Consider the following 20261-nt stretch of genomic DNA (forward strand, 5'->3'; position numbering starts at 1 on the left):
GCCCCCCTTACCACCCCCGCGCCCCTCCTCACCGCCCCCGCAACTCCCCCTTCACCACCTTCCCCCCGGCATTCCGCGGCAACTCCCCCACGAACTCCACCGCCCTCGGGACCTTGTAGTTGGCCATCTCGCGGCGGGACCAGGCGATCAGGTCGTCCCCGGTGAGCACGGCGCCCGGTCTGCGTACCACGAACGCCTTGCCGACCTCGCCCAGACGGGTGTCCGGGACGCCGATCACCGCTACGTCCGCCACGTCCGGGTGCAGGCCCAGGAGTTGTTCGATCTCCGCCGGGTACGCGTTGAAGCCGCCGACTATGAACATGTCCTTGATACGGTCCGTGATGCGCAGGTTGTCCGCCTCGTCCAGGACTCCCACGTCGCCCGTGCGCAGCCAGCCGTCCGGCGTCATCGTCTCCGTCGTCGCTGTCACGTCCTCGTAGTAGCCCCGCATGACGTTGAAGCCCCGGACCAGGACCTCCCCGGGAACGCCGCGAGGCACCCCCTTGCCCTCGGCGTCCACGACCTTCACCTCCGTGCCCGGTATCGCCCGGCCCGACGTCGACGCGATCACCGTCGGGTCGTCCCCTCGGCGGCACATCGTGACTATGCCGCTTGCCTCGGACAAGCCGTACGCCGTCAGCACCGTGTCCACGCCCAGTTCGCCCCGCAGGCGTTCCACCAGCCGCAACGGCACCACCGCCGCGCCCGTCACCACCAGGCGCAGCGCCGACAGGTCGTGGGCGTCCCGGGCCGGGTGGTCCAGGAGGGACTGGTGCAGGGTGGGTGGGCCGGGCAGGACCGACACCCGCTCCGCCGCGATGTTCGCCAGCACCGTGTCCACGTTGAACACCGGCTGCGGGATCATCGTCGCGCCCCGCATCAGGCACGCGATCATGCCCGCCTTGTAGCCGAAGGTGTGGAAGAAGGGGTTCACGATGAGGTAGCGGTCGCCCCTGATCAGACCCGCCAGGTCCGCCCACACCTCGTACGCCCGCAGCGTCTGCGCATGCGTGATCATCGCGCCCTTCGGCCGGCCCGTCGTACCCGACGTGAAGATGATGTCCGAGAGCGATGAGCCGTTCAGTTCGCCCGCCCGGCGTCGTACCTCCGCCCCTCCCACGCCCTCCCCGGCCGCCAGGAAGTCCTTCCACGTCCGGAAGTCGGCCGGTGCGTCGTCCGAGAGGACCACCACCTGTTCCAGGGCCGGCAGCCCCGGCAAGGGCCCGGCAAGCCCATCTGCATCCCCATCCCCATCCCCATCCCCATCCCCATCCCCAGCCCCTTCACCCGCCGCCCTCCTCAGCGAAGCCACATACGACGTCCCCAGGAACGTTCCCGTCACGAACAGGAGCCGGGTTCCGCTGCGCCGCAGTACGTCCGCCGCCTCCGTGCCCTTGAAGCGGGTGTTGAGGGGGACCAGGACCGCGCCCGCCGAGACCGCTCCCAGCGCCGAGACGATCCAGTCGAGGGAGTTGGGGGCCCAGACGGCCACCCGGTCGCCCACCTCCAGCCCGCTCGCGATGCAGGCCGCCGCCGCGCGTTCCACCCGCGCGCCCAACTCCGCGTAGGAGATCCTCGTACGGCCGTCCACCACCGCCTCGGCGTCCGCGTGCTGCTCCGCCGCCGACCGCACCAGGCCAGGGATGCTGCCCCATTCCACGTCACCGCGCACAACCGGCCTCCCCACGTATAGCTGACTGTCCGTCAGATTAGCTGTAGCCTGACGCCCTGTCAGCAGACGGTGACCGCCCCGGAGGTGTGCGCAGCATGGCTGGTGGATCGGGAGGAGCAGGAGGAGCAAGACGATCAGGAGGGTCTGGCGCATCGGGGATCAAAGACACCACCGCCATCGTCGGCATCGGACAGACCGCCTTCGCCAAGCACCTCCCCGAGGACGAGCGGACCCTCGCCTGCCGTGCCGTCCTCGCCGCCCTCGACGACGCCGGGATCGACCCCGGAGAGGTCGACGCGCTCGCCTCCTTCACCATGGAGGAGACGGACGAGGTCGAGCTCGCCAAGGCCCTCGGGCTCGGGGATCTGACCTTCTTCAGCAAGGTCGGGTACGGAGGGGGCGGCTCCTGTGCCACCGTCGCGCATCTGGCGGCGGCCATCGCGAGCGGACAGGCCACCGTCGGCGTCGCCTGGCGCTCGCGCAAGCGTGGGAGCGGGCCGCGGCCGTGGACAAACACCGCCGTTCAGCTGCCCACGCCCGCCCAGTGGACCCGGCCCTTCGGGCTGCTGAGGCCTGCCGACGAGATCGCCATGCTCGCCCGCCGTTATATGCACGAGTACGGCGCGACCCGGGACCATCTCTTCAACGTCGCCCTCGCCTGCCGCAACCGCGCCAACCAGAACCCCGCCGCGATCATGTACGAGCGGCCCCTGACCCGCGAGATGTACATGACCGCCCGCTGGATCAGCGAGCCGCTCTGTCTCTACGACAACTGCCTGGAGACGGACGGGGCGTTGGCGTGCGTGGTCGTCTCCGCCGAGCGGGCGCGGGACTGCCGGCGGGCGCCCGTGTACGTCCACTCCGCCGCCCAGGGGCTGCCCGCCCAGCACCACGGCATGGTCAACTACTGGAACGACGACCCCCTCACCGGCCCCGCCTGGACCGCCGCCCGCCACCTGTGGAAGCACGCCGACCTCACCCCCGAGGACGTGGACGTCGCCCAGATATACGACGCGTTCACCCCGCTCATACCGCTGTCGCTGGAGGGCTACGGCTTCTGCGGGAAGGGAGAGGGCGGGGCGTTCACCGAAGGGGGTGCCCTGGAGATCGGCGGGCGGCTGCCCCTCAACACGGGGGGAGGCGGGCTCTCCGAGGCGTACGTCCATGGCTTCAACCTCATCAACGAAGGTGTGAAGCAACTGCGCGGAACCAGCACCGCCCAGGTCCCGGGCGCCTCCACCTGCCTGGTCACGGCAGGCGAGGGAGTTCCCACGTCCGCTCTGCTGCTGAGGAGTTGACCTCCCATGCTGTCTCCGGTCACCGATGCCGACGGCGCCCCCTTCTGGGAGTACGCCGCCCGGGGCGAGCTGCGCGTCCAGGCGTGCGCCGACTGCGGTGAGCCCCGCTTCCCGCCCCGGCCCTGCTGCCCGCACTGCCGGTCCTTCGCCTGCGAGTGGCGGCCGACGAGCGGGCGGGGGCGCATCTGGTCGTACGTCCGTCCTCATCCGCCGCTGCTGGCCGGCTACGCGGAGCTGGCGCCCTACAACGTCATCCTCGTCGAGCTCGACGAGCTGCCCCGGATACGGCTCGTCGGGAATCTCGTCAGTGGGGCGGGCGCGTCCATCAACTCCGTTCCGGAGAGCCGGGTTCGGGTCGGGGCTCGGGTGCAGGTCGTCTTCGAGCCCGGGAGTGGTCTTCCGCAGTGGGTCCTGGAGCGGCCATGAGCGGCACCCTCCGGGTCACCACCGACAAGGACACCGGCGTTGCCGTCGTCACCCTCGACCGGCCCCGGAGGCTCAATGCCATCGACCTCGTCATGGCCGCCGAACTCGGGGACACGTGGCGGGCGTTGCGGTTCGACGACTCCGTGCGGGCCGTGGTGCTCACCGGTGCCGGGGAGCGGGCCTTCAGTACGGGGCTGGACCGGGACGCCGTCGTGCCGCAGCCCTCGTCGCCGTACATGCAGGACGATCCGCTGATCGCCATCGGGCCGAAGACGAACGACCTGTGGAAGCCCGTCGTCGCCGCCGTGCGCGGGATGGCCTGCGGGGGTGCCTTCTATCTGCTCGGGGAGTCGGACTTCGTCGTTGCCGACACCAGTGCGTCGTTCTTCGATCCGCACACGACGTACGGCATGGTCAGCGCGTACGAGTCCGTGCTGATGGCGCAGCGCATGCCGTACGGGGAAGTCGCGCGGATGGTGCTGATGGGCAACGCCGAGCGGATCGGGGCCGAGCGGGCGTATGCCATCGGGCTTGTCTCCGAACTCACCGAGCCTGGTGGCGCGTTGGCCGCTGCCGTGCGGTGCGCGACCGTCATCGCCGGGTATCCCGCCGAGGCCGTGCAGGGCACGGTGCGGGCGCTGTGGGCCGCCAAGGAGGCGGCCCGGGAACGTGGGTTCGCGCAGGCCCCGCATCTGATCGCGCTGGGGAATCTGCCGGGCGATCGGCAGGCGGAGCTGTTCGCAGACCGGCGGCCCGGCGGTTTCCGAACGCGGTGACGCGCGGGCCGGCCGGTGCGGCCGCTTCCAGGCCGCTTTCCAGGCCGTTTCCCGGCCGCTTCCAGGTCGCAAGGGTCGACGTGACGGCGACGGCGAACGTGCCCTCGCCGGCTACGTCGTACGGGCGGTGCCCGTCCCCTTCTCCGCGTCCAGGGCGTAGACGCAGCGGTCCTTGCTGCACGCGTACACGACCCCGTCCTTCACGACGGGCGATCCGGTGATCTCGCCGCCGGTCGCCAGCTTCCACCGCAGCCGGCCGTCGTCGGCCTTCAGGGTGTAGAGCAGGTGGTCGGTGGAGCCGAAGTGGATGCGGCCCTCGGCGACCGCGGGGGCGCCCACGATGTCGCCGCCCGACTGGAAGCGCCACTTGGGCGTGCCGGTGACCGCGTCCAGCGTGTACAGGCCCTTGCCGCTGCCGACGTGGACATGGCCCGCGGCCACCAGGACCGGTTCGATGGAGGCGCGGGACTCGGTGGCGATGCGCCAGCGGTCGCGGCCGTCGGTGGCGTCGAGGGCGTAGACCGTGCCGAGGTAGTCGGCGAGGTAGATGCCGCCGCCGGTGACCGCGGGGCCGGGGACGAAGGTGGGTGCGCAGAGGAAGACCGCGGGGGCCTCGAAGTGCCAGCGCACCATGCCGCTCGCCACTTCTATGGCCAGGACTCTGGAACCGGCCGAGACATAGAGGTAGCCGTCGGACGCATGGGTGAGCCGGACCGGGACCCCGCCGCAGGACGCGGCGTCGCCGATCGGGTACGACCAGCGCTCCTCGCCGGTGCGGGCCTCCAGGGCGCGCAGCCGGGCGTCCTGCCAGACGTAGACCGTGCCGTCGTGGACGGCGGGTCCGGCCTCGGGGGACTCGAAGTCGGTCTGGCAGCCGGTGATCTCCCAGAGTTTCTGCCCGTTCGAGGCCTCCCAGGCCTGCACGCCGCCGCCGCGGGTGCCGGTGACGACCGTGCCGCGGTCGGCGTGCAGCGAGTACACCCAGGCCTCGGTGGACAGCCGCCACAGATCGGCGCCCTCGCGGGCCTCCAGGGCGAACAGGGTGGGGCCGTCGGAGGCGTGGATACGGCCGTCCGCGACCGCCATCGACCAGGCCACGTCGCGGGTCTTGAAGCGGCGGCGGCCGGTGGCCACGTCCAGGGCGTGCACCTCGAAGGAGGTGACGTAGACGAGGTCGCCGTCGACGGACGGGGTGCCCCAGACGTCGTTGGACATGCGGAAGCGCCAGGGGCGCCAGCCGGACGCCGTCTCCGGGGGTACAACCGGGGGCGCCGGTACGGCGGGGTCGGCGCCGTTGACGCCGGGGCGGGGGCGGGACCAGTTGGCGACCAGGCCGGCCTCCGGCGGGGGTGCCTTGACGGCGGCGGCGCGGGCGTCGGCGACTCGCGGGCCTGGGCCGATGGGCACCTTGGCGCCGGCCAGCCGGACGGGACCGGCGTCGGGGCCGCCGGCGGGCGCGCCGACCGGGACGGGCGGGGCCGCGATCACCGGGTCGTGCGGCGGCGGGGGCGGCACCCCGGGTCCGCCGGGCAGGGCGGGTGCGGCCCGGCCGCCGCTGCGCGGGCCGGCGGGCGCGGGCTTGGCCGCCGGGCGGCCGCCGCGGCGGGACTCGATCATTGCGACCGCCTTCTCGGGCAGCCACGCCGACGCCGTACCGCTGTCGTCGGAGCCGGAGCCGAAGAGGTGGGGGGCGAGCTGGGCCTGGAGGTCGGCGGGGTTGGGCCGGCCGGTGGCCTCCATCTGCATCAGGGACTCGATCAGCGGGCGCAGCTCGTCCGGGAGCCCCTCCAGGTCGGGGCCCTCGCGCAGCAGCATGAAGACGGTCTCGACGGGGTTGGCGCCGTGGAAGGGCGGGTGTCCGGTGGCGGCGAACACCAGCATCGAGCCGAGCGAGAAGACATCGCTCGCACCGGTGACGCTGCGGGAGTCCTTCGCCTGCTCGGGAGACATGTAGGCGGGTGTACCGACGGCCACGTTCGTCATCGTCAAACGGGTGTTCGAAACACCGGACGCGATACCGAAGTCGATGACGCGGGGACCGTCCTCGACGACGAGCACATTGGAGGGCTTGAGGTCCCGGTGGACCAGCCCGGCGCCGTGGATGGACTGCAGGGCCTCCGCCACGCCCGCCGCCAGCCAGCGCACCGCCTGGGCCGGGAGCGGCCCGCAGTCGTTCACTATTTCTTCGAGGGAGGGCGCAGGCACGTACGCGGTGGCCAGCCAGGGCACGGCGGCGCGCGGGTCGGCGTCCACGACCGCGGCCGTGTAGAAGCCGGAGACCGCGCGGGCCGCCTCCACCTCACGTGTGAAGCGGACGCGGAACAGCTGGTCCTCGGCGAGCTCGGTCCGGACCGTCTTGATCGCCACGCGCCGGCCGGACGCCGAGCGCGCGAGATAGACGAGCCCCATACCGCCGGCACCCAGCCGTCCCAGCACCTCGAACGGCCCGATCCGCCGTGGGTCGTGCTGCGTCAGCTGATCCACCACTTGCCTGCCACCTCCCCGTACGGGCCGCGTCACCCACATATGTACGCGACCCCGTGCAGCGTCTCACCACCGCACCGCCGTGGCGGCACGCACCCCGATTCTTCCTGGCCCGGGCGCAGGTTGCGAACCCGGTGATAAATCGGGGTGTCTCGTGGTAAGTGAGACATTTCAGCGCCGCAACAGCGCGAACGACGCCCCCTGATTGTCGGTGACGACCGTCACTGTGCCGTACGACGTCTCGAATGGCGGAGCCTGCACCCGCCCGCCGAGCCGCCGCACCGCCTCCACCGAGTCCTCCATGTCCTCCACCCCGAAGTGGACGAGGAAGTGCGGCGGCATCTCGGCCGGGAAGACGTCGGAGACCGGAGCGCGGCCGAAGTCGGGCTCGGTGTCCGGGCCGAACAGGGCGTCGTGGAAGAGGTCGGCGTAGAAGTCGTTGGCCGCCCCGGTGTCCCGCGTGTACAGCTGGACCCAGCCGAAGGTGCCCGGGGAGTGCCGCTCCCCGAACCCGGGGTGGCTGCCCGGCTGCCACAGCCCGAAGACGGCGCCCTCGGGGTCGGTGGCGAGGGCGGCCGTACCCAGGTCGTCGACCGGCGTCGGAGCCGTGACCACCCGGCCGCCGGCCGCGAGGATCCGCCGGCACAGCGCCTGCACGTTCGGCGTCGCGAAGTACACCGTCCAGACGGTGGGCATACGGCCGTCCGTCTTGTGCGCGAGCGTGGCGACGGGCGAGCCGTCCTTGCGGGCCCATACGGCGGAGTCGTACGCCGTGGCGCCCTCCTCGAAGGTCCACCCGAAAAGCTCACCGTAGAACCGCTTTCCCGCCTCCACGTCGGGAAGCTGCGCGTCCACCCAGCACGGGACGCCCTCTCCGTACACCGATGCCCTGTTTTCGGCCATGCCGCCAAAGTAGCGGCGCCACGCGCACCCCGCAGACCAGGCACACCACTCTCCACACCCCCATGCACCCCATTTGCAGTCGGCCGAATCGCGCTCCCATCACCCCTCGGTAAGCTGACGGCATGACAGGACAAGTGCGTACCGTCGACGGCCGCGTGGCCGGCCGACGTGGGCAGGCGACCCGGCAGAAGCTGCTCGACTGCCTCAGCGAGATGCTCAGCTCCTCCCCTTACCGGGACGTCAAGGTCATCGATGTCGCCCGGAAGGCGGGCACTTCGCCCGCGACCTTCTACCAGTACTTCCCGGACGTCGAAGGCGCCGTCCTGGAGATCGCCGAGCAAATGGCCGCCGAGGGCGCCGGGTTGACCGCGCTGCTCGAAGGGCGTTCCTGGGTCGGCAAGGCGGGCTGGCAGACCGCCCAGGAACTCGTCGACGGATTCCTGGAGTTCTGGCGCAGGAACGACGCGATCCTGCGCGTCGTCGACCTCGGCGCGGCCGAAGGGGACAAGCGGTTCTACAAGATCCGCATGAAGATCCTGAATTCGGTGAACGACTCCCTTTCGGAATCCATTGCCGAACTCCAGTCCAAGGGCAGGATCGACAAGGACGTGAACCCGGCGGCGATCGCGGGCTCGCTGGTCGCGATGCTCGCGGCGGTGGCCGCGCACCAGAAGGGTTTCCAGACCTGGGGCGTCAAACAGGCCGAACTCAAGCCGAACCTGGCGCTGTTGGTACACCTGGGCGTGACCGGCAAGAAGCCGGCGAAGTAGCCCCGCGCGCCGGCGGACCACATTCCACGGCCCCACGTCCTGTCTGGCGGGCGGTAGTTCACAGAGGTGAGCTGCCGCCCGTTGCGCTGCGCCCCGTTCTTTCTAAGCGGGCAGCGGCCGGTCGCGCACCACGTGCTTCATCACCAGCGTGGACGTCAGCCGCTGCACGCCCGGCAGCGTCGCCAGCCGCTCGTCGTACAGCCGCTGGAAGGCGGCGAGGTCGGCGGTGGCCACCCGCAGCAGATAGTCCGGCTCGCCGAACAGCCGCTGCGCGTCGAGCACGTACTCCACCTCGCTCACCGCCCGCTCGAACTCGGCGACCGTGTCCCGGTCCTCCTGCCGCATGGACACGAAGACCAGCGCCTCGAAGTTCAGCCCGAGGGCGGCCGGGTCCACCACCGCCCGGTACCCCTGAATGGCCCCCGACCGCTCCAGCTCCCGCAGCCGCCGGTGGCACGGCGAGACGCTCAGCCGCACACGCGCGGCCAGCTCGGTCACGGTCAGCCGCCCGTCCTGCTGAAGCTCGGCAAGGATTTTCTGATCCACATCGTCCATGAAGAAGATATTTGCTCAGAACTCGCGATCATGGGCAAATTTCAGCAACACCTTTGGGTCATTCACGCCTAATGTCCCTGCCATGGATGCGGGAGCGTTGATTTCTTTCCTGGCCCTGGACCTGCTGCTGGTCTGTGTGCCGGGCGCCGACTGGGCCTATGTGATCGCGGCGGGCCTGCGCGGCCGCTCGGTGCTGAGCGCGGTGTCCGGCCTGGTCGCCGGGTACGCGCTGCACACGACGCTGGCCGCCGCGGGCCTCGCCGTCCTGGTCGCGGGTTCGCCCCAGCTGCTCACGGCCCTCACCGTGGCCGGCGCCGGGTACCTGGTCCGGCTGGGCTGGGGCGTACTGCGCAGGCCGGCGGCGCCCGAGGCGGCAACGGCGGACGCGCCGGACACCCGCACCTCCCGCGTCTTCCTGCGCGGCGCCACGATCAGCGGTCTCAACCCCAAGGGCCTGCTGCTCTACCTCTCCGTCCTCCCCCAGTTCCTCACCCTCAGGGGCGCCCACCTGCCCGTACCGGCCCAGACGGCCGCCCTGGGCCTCCTCCACATGGCCTGCTGCGCCGCCGTTTACCTGACCGTCGGCGTCCTCTCCCGCGTCCTGCTCTCCGCCCGCCCCACGGCCGCCCGCGCGGTGACCCGCACCTCGGGGGCGGCGATGCTCGGAATCGGCGCGTTCCTGCTGGTGGAACGGCTGGCGACGCTGTGAGGACTACCTCCGTACGATCCTGAAGATCCGGATCTCCCGCGCCACCCGTGCCTGGTACGTCGCATAGGGCGGCCAGAACACCAGCAGCGCCTTCCAGACCGCCGCCCGCTCCTCCCCCGCAAGGAGCCGGGCCGTGACGGGAATGTCCTCACCCTTCCAGCTCACCGTGGCATCGGGATGCGCGAGCAGATTGTGGGTCCAGGCGGGATGGTCGGTCCGCCCGAAGTTGGACCCGACGAGGATCCAGCCGCGCCCGCCCTCCTCGGGCATACAGGCCAGCGGCGTACGGCGCGGCAGCCCGCTGCGGGCACCGGTGGACGTCAGCACGACACCGGGCAGCAGCTGCGCGCTGAGCAGCACCTTGCCCCGGGTGACCCGGTGCACGGCCCGGTCGAGCGCGGGAACGACATGCGGGGCGACCTTCGCGAAGCCCCGGGTGGAGGACACCTTCTGCACCAGGCGCACACCCAGACCGGCCATCAGACCGCCACCTCCGCCCGCTCGAAGAGCCGCGCCGAGTCGGCCGCGCGGGCGCGCAGCCGGTGGACCGGCCCGAACAGCAGCTCGTCCCCCGCGGCCCGCTTGAAATAGAGATGGGCCTCGTGCTCCCAGGTGAACCCGATCCCGCCGTGCAGCTGGATCCCCTCACCGGCGGCCGTCCGCAGCGCCTCCAGTGCCTGCGCGAGAGCGAGCCCGCCCACCCGCTCGCCCCCTCGGACGGCCGTGGCCCAGGCCGCGTAGTAGGCGGCCGAGCGCGCAGCCTGCACCTGCACGTACACATCGGCCAGCCGGTGCTTGACCGCCTGGAAGGACCCGATCAGCCGCCCGAACTGCTCCCGCTGCTTCACGTACTCGACGGTCCGCTCCAGTGCCCGGCCGGCGGCCCCGACGGCCTCGGCGGCGAGCACCGCGGCGGCGGTGTCACCGAGGGCGGAGAGGGCGCCGAGCACGTCGGCGTCGGCCGACCCCAGCAACCGGGCCTCGACGTTGCGCAGTTGTACGCGCCCCTGCGGCCGGGTGGCGTCGAGGGCGGTCTGCCGGGTCCGCACCACACCCGCCGCGTCCCCGTCCACCAGGAAGAGCAAGGTCCGCGACCGGGCGAACCCCCCGGTGTGGGCGGCCACGACCAGCAGCCCGGCGCTGTGCCCGTCGAGCACCTGCGTGACCTCCCCGTACAGCCGCCACCCGTCCCCCGCCCGGATCGCCTGCACACCCCCCGCACGGCCGCCGCCGGCCCACTCCCCGTCGTTGTCGCCGGTCAGGGTGAGTACGGAGGCGAGGGCGTTGCCGGGCACGGCGAGGGCGGCGGTGAGCGCGCCCGAGGCGAGCCGGGGCAGCAGGCCGGCGCGCTGGGCGTCGGTCCCGAGGGCGAGGATCAGCGGCGCGGCGAGCACGGAGGTGGCGAGCAACGGGGTCGGGGCCAGCGCGCGGCCCGTCTCCTCGCAGGCGAGGGCGAGTTCGGTGGCCGAGCAGCCGACCCCGCCGTATGCCTCGGGGAGGGCCAGCCCCGGCAGGCCGAGCTGGTCGGCGAGGGCCGTCCACAGGACGGGGTCGTGTCCGGCGTCGGTGTCGAGGGCGGTGCGCAGTTCCTCCGGGCCGCAGCGTTTGTGGAGCAGTTCGCGCAGGGCGCGGCGGATCTCGTCCTGTTCGGCGGTGAGGCGCGTGTCCATGGCTGTTCCCTCCGGCCCGGTCCGACCGCCCGATCTGACCAATCCGATCTGACGGGCCGTCATGTTAGGGGGAGGAAGCCGGGATGCCCAGAGAGACGACACCTGCCACGCCGGACCGGATCTGATGTACCGTCAGATTCATGTCACCAGGGAGCAGCAGGAACGTGGCCGTGGTGGGCGTAGCCCTCTCCGACTGCGGCCGAGTGGACGAGGCCACCCCCTACGCCCTGCACGCCCAGGCGGCCCGCCGGGCCCTGGCCGACGCGGGCCTGGACCGCACCCATGTGGACGGCTTCGCCTCGGCGGGCCTGGGCACCCTGGCACCGGTGGAGGTGGCCGAGTATCTGGGTCTGCGCCCCACCTGGGTCGACTCCACCTCCGTGGGCGGCTCGACCTGGGAGGTAATGGCGGCGCACGCGGCGGACGCGATAGCGGCGGGCCACGCGAACGCCGTCCTGCTGGCCTACGGCTCGACGGCCCGCGCGGACATCCGGGCGGGCCGCCGCACGGGAAACCTGTCCTTCGGCGCCCGGGGACCGCTCCAGTTCGAGGTCCCGTACGGCCACACGCTGATCGCCAAGTACGCGATGGCGGCCCGCCGCCACATGATCGAGTACGGCACGACGATCGAGCAGCTCGCGGAGGTGGCCGTGCAGGCCAGGGCCAACGCGGCCCTGAACCCGGACGCCATGTACCGCGACCCGGTCACCACCGACGATGTCCTCGCCGGCGAGCTGATCGCCGACCCCTTCACCAAGCTGCACTGCTGCATACGCTCCGACGGCGGCGCGGCGGTGCTGCTGGCGGCGGAGGAATACGTACGGGACTGCCGGACCCCGCCGGTGTGGGTGCTCGGCACCGGGGAGCACGTCTCCCACGCCGCGATGTCCGAGTGGCCCGACTTCACGGTGACACCGGCGGCGGTGAGCGGCCGGCTCGCCTTCGAACGGGCGGGGGTGAGCCCCGGGGAGATCGACTTCGCGGAGATCTACGACGCCTTCACGTACATGACCCTGGTGACCCTGGAGGACCTGGGTTTCTGCGGAAAGGGAGAGGGCGGGGCGTTCGTGGAGAAGGGCCGGCTGCTGGTGCGGGGAGGGGAGCTGCCGGTGAACACGGACGGCGGCGGCCTGTCGGCCCAGCATCCCGGGATGCGGGGCCTGTTCCTGCTGGTGGAGGCGGTACGACAGCTGCGGGGGGAGGCCGGGGAACGCCAAGTGAGACGGCCGGGCGGCGCGTTGCCGCAGCTGGGGGTGGCTTCAGGCACCGGCGGCTGGTTCTGCTCGTCGGGAACGGTGGTGCTGGGCCAGGACTGAGCCCGCCGGCACGGCTCACGGAGCGGTCCGGCTCACGGAGCGTGCACGAGGATGCGTCCCTCCGCGGTGCCGATCATCACGAGCCCGTTCCCCGACACCGCCAGGCACAGGGGCGCGAAGACATGGCCGCCGACGGCGGTCGGGGTGCGGCGGATCTGCTTGCCGTCCTCGATGCGCAGGGTCAGCAGCTCACGTGCCCGGGTCACGGCATGCACCAGCCCCGCGTGCACATCGAGCCCCACGACCTCCGCATCGGCCCGGTGCGCCCACAGCACCTCACCACCGGGAAGGGCCCTCAGCAGCACATGCGGCCCCGTGGAGCCGTGGCAGGCGTGCAGGAGGCCGGGACCGTGGACCCCCGCGTCACCGTCCACGTACACGGCGGGCCCACTGCGCAGATACCCGGTGACGGAGGCGTCCCAGGCAAGCGGAAAGAGTGACTCGACACCGTCCGGCGTGACCTTCGAGACCCACTTGTCGAGAAGCTCCCGACGAGGGCTGTCACCGAGCCCCCGCAGCAGCAGGAGATACGGCGACCTGCGCACACGAAAGCCGTACGAGCCGTCGCACTCCCCCAGCGGGACCTCGGCCAGCCGTCTGCCCGAGGGCGTGAAGACCACGCTGTCGTACGGCGGCCACTGCGGACCGGGAAACAGATCCCGGGAATCGCGGGCGATCCAGGCGCCGTCCGTCCTGTCGACGATGTCGACGGGGAAGTCCAGCTCGCGATTGCCGATCAGGGTCCCGTCGGTGAGGGAGAAGCGCAGCAGCCGCGTACGGCGGTCGGCGCTGTCCCCCACGAAGTAGGGGACCCAGGCGGTCTCCTGGTCCGGAGCCACGTACACCTGCCGTCCGACGTGCCCGTGCTCGTCGGGCACCGGCACCGACCAGAGCGGCTCCCCGTCCCGCGACCAGCACTCCAGGAGGGTGCGGGAGCGCAGGACGGCGAGGACGCGTCCGTCACGCAGGGGTTCCAGGACCGTGACTCCGTCACGCGGGGCCCAGGCGCGGCCGCGACCGGCGGCCAGCTCTGCGAGATGGGCGCGTGCGTCGGGGATACGGGGAAGCCGCTCGGGGGCGTTCCAGTCGACCTCGACGGGTGAGCGCGGGCCGGGGGTCAGGGTCTCGGCGTCGACGACACAGGCGAGGTAGTGATCGAGCCCGTCGTGCTCGCCCTCCGTGTCCGGCACGGAGAGCGTGAGTTCGAGGTTCCGCCCGTCGTCGGTCCAACGGTGGGCGGTGACACCGACGTCGTCGAAGGCCAGGGTCGCGCGGACGCGGGTCTCCGGCTCGTAGAGGATCAGCTGCCCCTGGCGCTCGTACTCGTCGTCCCCCTCCTCCGTCCCGAGGGCCAGGACCGGCCGGCTCGGATGGAAGGCCAGGCACTCCACACCGTGCTCGAACTCCAGCTGCTCCCACAGGGCGAGGTCACTCAGCCGGTACACGACGACACGGCCACCGCCCGAGCCGCTGGCGTGACAGCTGACGGCAAGCCAGTGCCCGTCGGCACTTTCGGTGACCTGGAAGGGGAAACCGAGTTCCGGGAAAGGGGTGTCGGGAATCAGGTGCACTTGAGGAACGCGGTCCAGGTGGTGGGGGTGACGGTGAGGGTGGGGGCGTCGGGGGTGGGGAGGTGCTTGGAGTCTCGGATGTGGATGGCGGTGGGGGTGGTGGCTATTTCGAGGCAGGCGCCGCCCTCGTTGTTGCTGTAGCTCGACTTGCGCCAGATCAGTCCGGTCGTGTTCACAGCTGTGCCGCCTTCCTCCCGATGAGATCCGCGGACTCCCAAGGGTTGAGCGCCTGGGCCCGCAGGATGCCGAAGAGGTCGAAGAGATCCGTCACCTGCAATGGCTCGGAGATCAAGGTAACCGAGCCCTGCGCATCCACGTAGACAAGGCTCTGGCCTTCCTCGGTGACCATCAACTGCATGGGGCCGTTCAGTCCGGCGTGCGTGTGCCGCCGGGTCGGCATCACCTGGAGCATCAGATGGCTGAGCGACCGCGCGCACTCCAGCAGGTGGTCGAGCTGGCCCTTGAGCACCTCCGCCCCGCCCACCGGCCGCTCCAGCACCGACTCCTCGACCACCAGGCCGATACGGGGCGCCGGCTCCCGCCTCAGCAACGCCTGCCGTTCCAGTCGGGCCTGGACGTGCCGCTGGATCTCCTCCTCGCCGAACGCGGGCACGCGCGACTCGTACAGCGCCCGCGCATAGGCCTCGGTCTGAAGCAGCCCGGGAATCAGCATCGTCTCGTACGCACTGATCACCCGCGCCTCCCGCTCCAGCCGGACCCAACCCAGGAACTTGGGCGGGTACTTCTCCCTCTCCATCATCTCGACGCACGCGAGAAGCGCACCCCGCGCATCCAGCCCCTCGTCCGCGTGCTTCAAGAACTCCACGGGCGGAATGCGCTCGGCGCGCTCGTACGACCCGAGGCACGACTCGGAGACATGCAGCCGCTCGGCCGCCTCCTTCTGTGTGAGGCCGAGCCGCACCCGGTGGATGCGCAGCAGATCCCCCACCACGCGCCGAGCCACGGAAACCTCAGCGTTGGCCCCCACGACGACCACCTTCCTCCCCGCAAACGGCAATGTGGACCGCGTCCGTCTGGTGACGCTACGCAGTCACCGGGACCCTCATAGTCATGACGGGCAAACTGCACCCGAACTGGGTCCCTCGAACCGGCCTCCAACTCCGCCTTGCAGGCATCCATTTCGATGCGATCCGAGTCTGCGGGATCCGCGGAGAGGCGGTACTTCACCACTTGTCGACGCTGACGGACGGCCGGCCGGGTCCGGTGGTCCGCGAGCTGAGCGGCTGCCGCTGGACGTACTTCCTCCTGGCGCCCGGGGAGAGCGAGGAGCACGACTGGCCGCCGGGAGTACGGAGGTTCACGAGGTCGACGCGGGACGAGTACATCGGGGTGCCGGCGCCGGAGGGCAACACATATCCGCTGAGCTGGCGGGCCGGGCCGCCCGAGGTGGGCGAGTTCGTGGACGCGGAGCTGCTGCACGGGGTGCTTACGGCGCAGTTCGTCCTGCCGTGCGCGGCACCGGAGTAATACTCACCCCATGGCAGCAACGGATCTCCACGAACTCCTGAGGTCACTGCGGGTATGGGCGCCGGGCGTCACGGAGCTACCCCCTTTCGACCCGGACACGGCACCCCCGACACCCGTCCCGCTCTTCACGAGATGGTTCGCGGAGGCGGTGGCGGCGGGCCAGTACGAGCCGCACACCATGTCGCTGGCGACGACGGACGAGGACGGCCACCCGGACGTACGGATCGTGATGCTGCACGGCGCCGACGAGGACGGCTGGGCCTTCGCGACGCACGCGACGAGCAGCAAGGGCGGCCAGCTGAGGGTCCACCCGTATGCGGCCCTGGCCTTCTACTGGCCGGTGCTGGGCCGCCAGGTCCGGGTCCGGGGGCCGGTCACGTCGGCGCCGTCGGAGGAGAGCCAGGCGGACCTGCACGCCCGTTCGACGGGGGCGCTGGCGGCGGCACTGACGGGGCGCCAGAGCGAGGTCCTGGGGTCGGTGGAGGAGCTGAGGGAGGCGTCGGAGGCAGCGTGGGAGCAGGCACGCGAGAACCCGACGGCCCCGTCCCCGACGTGGACGCTCTACCGGCTCCACCCGAAGGAGGTCGAGTTCTTCCAGGGCGACCCGGACCGGAGACACGTACGCCTGCTGTACCGTCACGAGACGGAAGGCTGGACGAGGGAGTTGCTGTGGCCGTGAGCCACGGGAGACCTCGCCCGCTCAACCCCCCTCGCCCCCGAACCTGTACGCCGCGAAATCGGCAACCTCCCGGTATCCGATCCGCCGGTACAGCGCGTTGCTCGTCGGGTTTGCCAGGTCGGTGAAGAGGAGTACCTCCTTCGCCCCGGCCGCCCGGGCGGCTCTGCTCGCCTCGGCTGTCGCGGCGCCCGCGTATCCGCGTCCGCGGAGGTGTGCGGGGGTGTAGACGGGGCCGATTCTGATCTGCCCGGCGACCTGGCGGGTGACCCCGGCCAGGGAGACGGGTGTGCCGTCGGGGGTTTCCCAGAGGGTGGTGCCGCCGTAGGCGATGCGCGCGTCGGCCCACTCGTCGGGGGCGATGAAGCCGGGTTCTCCGACCGCCTCGGAGAACTCCACGACCCAGCGCCTCAGCAGGTCCCGGTCGGCGGGGCCGACGGACCTCGCCCGTCCCTCCGGCACCGGCTCCGGTACCGCCAGCTCCCCCAGCCTGTAGAGCCGTTGGCTCATGCGCAGTTCGCAGGTCGCGCCCGACCGCCGCTGCCAGGCTGCCACGAACGCCTCTGCCGACTCCCGCTCCGCGGCGACCGCGGGGACGGGGTGGCCGACGTCGAGCAGCCTGGCCGCGAGGGCGTCGGCCTCCTCGGCCGTGAGGGCGGTGAAGTGCAGCTGGTGCGGAGGCGTGTGCAGGAGGGTCGCCCGAACCGTGCCGTTCTCATCCGTCAGCGTGCCGAACAGCGGTGCCCCCTCGCCGTAGACATGCAGTCCACGCGTCCGGAGCACATCCGTCACCGTCAGCTGCACCGTGTGCAGAGCCGGCCGGGAGCGCAGGAAGCCGCCCGCTCGGGAGAGGAAGGCATCCAGGTCTTCGGTGAGCTGCCAGTCGTATGCAGGGGCCATACCTCATGATCCCGGCAAGACCCGCGTCGCGCCCGCAATTAATCCTCGTGCGCCTCGGGATCCGTGGCTATGCGTGCGTGCAGATGCACATCCCGGAACGCGTCGAGCCGCCCCGCCTCGAACATCGCCCCGCGCAGTGTCCCCTCGTACAGGAACCCGCACTTCCGCGCGATCCGGCACGACGCGTCATGCCCGACGGCGTGCCCCAACTCCAGCCGGTGCAGCCCCAGTTCCGTGAACGCCCAGTGTGAGGCGAGGGTCAGCGCCCGCGTCGCCACGCGTCGGCCGCGCGCCTCCGGGAGGACCCAGTAGCCGACACGGGCGGTACGCATGACGCGGTCGATCATGTTGAGGCCGATGTGCCCCAGCGCCGTACCACTGTCCGCGTCCGTGACGCAGAAGTGCGCGCAGTTGCCGTTGGCCTCGTTCTCCGCCTGCTTGTGCAGGGACGCCCTTGCGCCGTCGAGGTCGGCCACCGCCAACAGAGGGGTGTTCCAGCGCCGGAATTCGGGATCGGACCTGCCGCGCAGCCACGTCGCCGCGTCGGAGTCCGCGGTCGCGTCCCATCGGCGAAGGCGCAGGCCGTGGCCATCGAGCTCGGGACGCCGCCGATCGGGGATGCGTTCATTTGCGGTAGCCATGGGCCCATTCAATCGCCCCCGCCAACCCATCGGCCCATCTCACTCAGCGGCAGGCCGGAACCTCACTCACCCGCAGGCCGGAACACCGCGACCCCCTCCCGGAACACGACGGCCAGTTCGGCCCCCGCCCGCAGTGCCCCCGGCTCGCAGCCCACCACCTCGGTCATCATCCGTGGCCCCTCCGCCAGGTCGACCACGGCGGCGACGTACGGTGTGCGGTCCCCGAACGGCGGAAGGTCGTTCCGGTGGACCACCGACCAGGTGTAGAGGGTCGCCCGGCCGCTCGCCTCCTCCCAGGTCACGTCCTCGCCCCAGCAGAACGGGCAGAACTCGCGGGGGTAGTGGTGGGCACGTCCGCAGCCCGGGGCCCGGCAGCGGCGTATCAGCAGCCGGCCCTCCTTCGCCGCCTCCCAGTACGTGCTGGTGAAGGCGTCCACCTCCGGCACGTCGAATCTCGGCGATCCCATCAGAGCCGTCCCACCTCCCCCATCAGAACCATCCCAGCGCCGCGTCCACCGACCACGTCTGCCACGCCATCCCGAACAACCCCACCACCGAGATGAGCGCCATCATCGAGTTCTGCCCCTGCTCCGCCCAGTCGTGGATCATGAGGACGAAGTAGAGGAGGTTCAGGAGCAGGCCGCCGACCAGGGCCACCGGGGTCAGGAAGCCCGTGATCAGGCCGAGTCCCAGGGCCAGCTCCGCGTACGCGACGACGTACGCCATCGCCTTCGGGCGCGGCTTGACCACGACCTCGAAGCCGGAGCGCACCGCGTTCCAGCGGTGCTTCCCGGCTATGTCCGCCGCCCAGGCGATCCCGCTCCCCGTGAACCAGGTCTTCTTGTCCTTGTGCCGCCAGCTCTCCAGCCACCACAGGCCGAGGCCGATACGCAGCACCGCCAGCCACTGCGCGCCACTGAGCCAGATCGCATCCATGAATCTGACGGTACGTCAGATCAGAGGGAAAGCCGAGACCCCGTTGGAAATTGGCCGCGCACCCACAACCCCACCACCCCCACCCACAACCAGCTCGCCTACGTCACCGGTTCCCCCCACTCCTCCTACAGGCGTGATCTATCCGCAACCAATTCCGGTCTTGACCGAGACCCATCAACGTGGGATGTGGTTACGCTCGCGCTCATGGCCGACTCCAGCGACTCCAGCAAGCCCGCGAGATCCCTCCCCCAGTCCACAGCCCAGCCCACCGCACACCCCGCCGACCGCCCCGTCTACGTCATAGGCGGCGGCCCCGGTGGCCTGGCGGTCGCTCACTCGCTGCGGGCCCGGGGCATACGGGCCGTCGTCCTGGAGAAGTCCGACCGGGTGGGTGCCTCGTGGCGGCGCCACTACGACCGGCTCCGTCTGCACACCACCCGGCGGCTGTCCGCCCTGCCGGGGCTGCCGATGCCGCGGCGGTTCGGGCGCTGGGTGTCGCGGGACGACGTGGTGCGGTACCTGGAGAAGTACGCCGAGCACCATGAGCTGGAGATAGTCACCGGTGTCGAGGTCTCGCGCGTGGAGCGCTCGGCCGACGGCACGGGCTGGCTGCTGCACGCCTCCGGCGGGCGTGAGCTGACCGGGGGTGCGGTGGTCGTCGCCACCGGCTTCAATCACTCTCCGCGCGTGCCCGACTGGCCGGGGCGGGACGCGTACGCCGGGGAGTTCCTGCATGCCGGCGAGTACCGGAATGCCAAGCCCTACGCCGAGCGGGACGTGCTGGTCGTCGGGGTGGGCAACACGGGTGCCGAGATCGCCGTGGACCTGGTCGAGGGGGGCGCGTCGCGGGTGCGGCTGAGCGTCCGTACCGCTCCGCACATCGTGCGCCGGTCGACCGCCGGGTGGGCCGCCCAGTACTCGTCCGTGCTGATCCGGCGGCTGCCCGTGGGGCTCGTCGACCGGCTGGCCCGGCCGATGGCCCGGCTCAGTGTGCCGGATCTGTCGGCGCAGGGGCTGCCGCGACCGGACACGGGGCTGTACTCCCGGGCGAAGGAGGGGGCGGTCCCGGTCCTGGACGTCGGCCTCATCGACGCCGTGCGCAAGGGCCGGGTCGAGGTCGTGGCCGCCGTGGAGGCGTTCGAGGACGGCAAGGTCGTCCTGGCCGACGGCAGCCGGGTCTCCCCGGACGCGGTCGTCGCGGCCACCGGGTACGCCCGTGGACTGGAGGGGCTCGTCGGTCACCTCGATGTGCTCGACGGGCGGGGCCGGCCGGTCGTCCACGGCGGCGCCACCCCGAAGAACGCCCCCGGTCTCTACTTCACCGGCTTCACCAACCCCATCAGCGGCATGTTCCGCGAGATGGCGATCGACGCGGAGAAGATCGCGAAGGCCGTCGCCAGGACCTCCGCGGGACGGCTGTCCCGGATCCCGGGCTGATTGCGGGACGTATCAACTCACTTACGTGCACGC

Annotated in this window: 22 protein-coding genes; 9 read left to right on the plus strand and 13 right to left on the minus strand. The window is 71.4% G+C overall.

Annotated features, from left to right (window positions below; all coding sequences use genetic code 11):
• Positions 1–28: 28 nt before the first annotated feature.
• Positions 29–1672, minus strand: coding sequence for a fatty acid--CoA ligase family protein (locus AB0I54_RS24510; protein WP_363298274.1), 1644 nt, complete (start codon positions 1670–1672; stop codon positions 29–31).
• Positions 1673–1767: 95 nt separating this feature from the next.
• Between AB0I54_RS24510 and AB0I54_RS24515 the strand changes: the two genes are divergently transcribed.
• From AB0I54_RS24515 to AB0I54_RS24525, 3 genes are read left to right on the plus strand one after another with little or no spacing between them, the layout of a single operon-like run.
• Positions 1768–2970: a lipid-transfer protein gene (locus AB0I54_RS24515; RefSeq protein ID WP_363298275.1), complete on the plus strand. Its 1203-nt coding sequence runs from the start codon at positions 1768–1770 to the stop codon at positions 2968–2970.
• A gap of 6 nt (positions 2971–2976) precedes the next feature.
• On the plus strand, positions 2977–3396 hold the full coding sequence (locus AB0I54_RS24520) for an OB-fold domain-containing protein (protein ID WP_363298276.1): 420 nt from the start codon (positions 2977–2979) through the stop codon (positions 3394–3396).
• Positions 3393–4172, plus strand: a complete 780-nt coding sequence (locus tag AB0I54_RS24525) for an enoyl-CoA hydratase/isomerase family protein (RefSeq protein WP_363298277.1) — start codon at positions 3393–3395, stop codon at positions 4170–4172. The genes AB0I54_RS24520 and AB0I54_RS24525 overlap by 4 nt, the downstream gene beginning before the upstream one ends.
• A 111-nt stretch (positions 4173–4283) precedes the next feature.
• Here the strand turns inward: AB0I54_RS24525 and AB0I54_RS24530 are convergent, their stop codons facing one another.
• Together AB0I54_RS24530 and AB0I54_RS24535 are read right to left on the minus strand one after the other, a co-directional pair.
• Positions 4284–6659 carry a PQQ-binding-like beta-propeller repeat protein gene (locus AB0I54_RS24530; RefSeq protein WP_363298278.1) on the minus strand — a complete coding sequence of 792 codons (2376 nt, stop codon included), beginning with the start codon at positions 6657–6659 and terminating at the stop codon, positions 4284–4286.
• A gap of 168 nt (positions 6660–6827) precedes the next feature.
• Complete coding sequence (locus AB0I54_RS24535) at positions 6828–7559, minus strand: VOC family protein (protein WP_363298279.1); 732 nt, start codon at positions 7557–7559, stop codon at positions 6828–6830.
• Positions 7560–7693: 134 nt separating this feature from the next.
• Here AB0I54_RS24535 and AB0I54_RS24540 point away from each other — a divergent pair, with 134 nt between their 5' ends.
• On the plus strand, positions 7694–8329 hold the full coding sequence (locus tag AB0I54_RS24540; protein ID WP_363298416.1) for a TetR family transcriptional regulator: 636 nt from the start codon (positions 7694–7696) through the stop codon (positions 8327–8329).
• Positions 8330–8431: 102 nt separating this feature from the next.
• On the opposite strand, the gene AB0I54_RS24545 is transcribed toward AB0I54_RS24540, so the two are convergent.
• On the minus strand, positions 8432–8884 hold the full coding sequence (locus AB0I54_RS24545; protein WP_263209944.1) for an Lrp/AsnC family transcriptional regulator: 453 nt from the start codon (positions 8882–8884) through the stop codon (positions 8432–8434).
• Between the two features lie 82 nt (positions 8885–8966).
• On the opposite strand from AB0I54_RS24545, the gene AB0I54_RS24550 reads away from it, so the two are divergent.
• The gene (locus AB0I54_RS24550; RefSeq protein WP_363298280.1) at positions 8967–9593 is read left to right on the plus strand and encodes a LysE family translocator; all 627 of its coding nucleotides are present in this window, start codon (positions 8967–8969) and stop codon (positions 9591–9593) included.
• A 3-nt stretch (positions 9594–9596) separates the two neighbouring features.
• Here the strand turns inward: AB0I54_RS24550 and AB0I54_RS24555 are convergent, their stop codons facing one another.
• Positions 9597–10073, minus strand: coding sequence for a nitroreductase family deazaflavin-dependent oxidoreductase (locus AB0I54_RS24555; RefSeq protein WP_363298281.1), 477 nt, complete (start codon positions 10071–10073; stop codon positions 9597–9599).
• Positions 10073–11263 carry an acyl-CoA dehydrogenase family protein gene (locus tag AB0I54_RS24560; RefSeq protein ID WP_363298282.1) on the minus strand — a complete coding sequence of 397 codons (1191 nt, stop codon included), beginning with the start codon at positions 11261–11263 and terminating at the stop codon, positions 10073–10075. Before AB0I54_RS24560 ends, AB0I54_RS24555 begins: the two co-directional genes overlap by 1 nt.
• Before the next feature lie 140 nt (positions 11264–11403).
• Between AB0I54_RS24560 and AB0I54_RS24565 the strand changes: the two genes are divergently transcribed.
• On the plus strand, positions 11404–12579 hold the full coding sequence (locus AB0I54_RS24565; RefSeq protein ID WP_363298283.1) for an acetyl-CoA acetyltransferase: 1176 nt from the start codon (positions 11404–11406) through the stop codon (positions 12577–12579).
• 32 nt (positions 12580–12611) lie between these two features.
• Here AB0I54_RS24565 and AB0I54_RS24570 read toward each other — a convergent pair whose 3' ends face one another.
• From AB0I54_RS24570 to AB0I54_RS24580, 3 genes are read right to left on the minus strand one after another with little or no spacing between them, the layout of a single operon-like run.
• On the minus strand, positions 12612–14150 hold the full coding sequence (locus AB0I54_RS24570; protein WP_363298284.1) for a hypothetical protein: 1539 nt from the start codon (positions 14148–14150) through the stop codon (positions 12612–12614).
• Positions 14141–14326, minus strand: a complete 186-nt coding sequence (locus tag AB0I54_RS24575) for a DUF397 domain-containing protein (protein ID WP_363298285.1) — start codon at positions 14324–14326, stop codon at positions 14141–14143. The genes AB0I54_RS24570 and AB0I54_RS24575 overlap by 10 nt, the downstream gene beginning before the upstream one ends.
• The gene (locus tag AB0I54_RS24580; RefSeq protein ID WP_363298286.1) at positions 14323–15138 is read right to left on the minus strand and encodes a helix-turn-helix transcriptional regulator; all 816 of its coding nucleotides are present in this window, start codon (positions 15136–15138) and stop codon (positions 14323–14325) included. The genes AB0I54_RS24575 and AB0I54_RS24580 overlap by 4 nt, the downstream gene beginning before the upstream one ends.
• Positions 15139–15341: 203 nt before the next feature.
• On the opposite strand from AB0I54_RS24580, the gene AB0I54_RS24585 reads away from it, so the two are divergent.
• Together AB0I54_RS24585 and AB0I54_RS24590 are read left to right on the plus strand one after the other, a co-directional pair.
• Entirely contained in the window at positions 15342–15638 is a 297-nt protein-coding gene (locus AB0I54_RS24585) for a hypothetical protein (RefSeq protein ID WP_363298287.1), read from the plus strand.
• Positions 15639–15648: 10 nt separating this feature from the next.
• A complete protein-coding gene (locus AB0I54_RS24590; protein ID WP_363298288.1) occupies positions 15649–16317 on the plus strand; it encodes a pyridoxal 5'-phosphate synthase in 669 nt (222 codons plus the stop codon).
• Between the two features lie 21 nt (positions 16318–16338).
• Here AB0I54_RS24590 and AB0I54_RS24595 read toward each other — a convergent pair whose 3' ends face one another.
• The 4 genes from AB0I54_RS24595 to AB0I54_RS24610 form a co-directional block, all read right to left on the minus strand.
• A complete protein-coding gene (locus AB0I54_RS24595; RefSeq protein WP_363298289.1) occupies positions 16339–17214 on the minus strand; it encodes a GNAT family N-acetyltransferase in 876 nt (291 codons plus the stop codon).
• A gap of 38 nt (positions 17215–17252) precedes the next feature.
• Positions 17253–17855, minus strand: a complete 603-nt coding sequence (locus AB0I54_RS24600; RefSeq protein ID WP_363298290.1) for a GNAT family N-acetyltransferase — start codon at positions 17853–17855, stop codon at positions 17253–17255.
• A 62-nt stretch (positions 17856–17917) separates the two neighbouring features.
• Complete coding sequence (locus tag AB0I54_RS24605; protein ID WP_363298291.1) at positions 17918–18322, minus strand: Zn-ribbon domain-containing OB-fold protein; 405 nt, start codon at positions 18320–18322, stop codon at positions 17918–17920.
• Between the two features lie 22 nt (positions 18323–18344).
• Complete coding sequence (locus AB0I54_RS24610; protein ID WP_363298292.1) at positions 18345–18791, minus strand: DoxX family protein; 447 nt, start codon at positions 18789–18791, stop codon at positions 18345–18347.
• 204 nt (positions 18792–18995) lie between these two features.
• On the opposite strand from AB0I54_RS24610, the gene AB0I54_RS24615 reads away from it, so the two are divergent.
• Positions 18996–20228, plus strand: coding sequence for an NAD(P)/FAD-dependent oxidoreductase (locus tag AB0I54_RS24615; protein WP_363298293.1), 1233 nt, complete (start codon positions 18996–18998; stop codon positions 20226–20228).
• Positions 20229–20261 lie beyond the last annotated feature (33 nt).

The organism is Streptomyces sp. NPDC050625 (assembly GCF_040654755.1).
Lineage (GTDB): Bacteria > Actinomycetota > Actinomycetes > Streptomycetales > Streptomycetaceae > Streptomyces.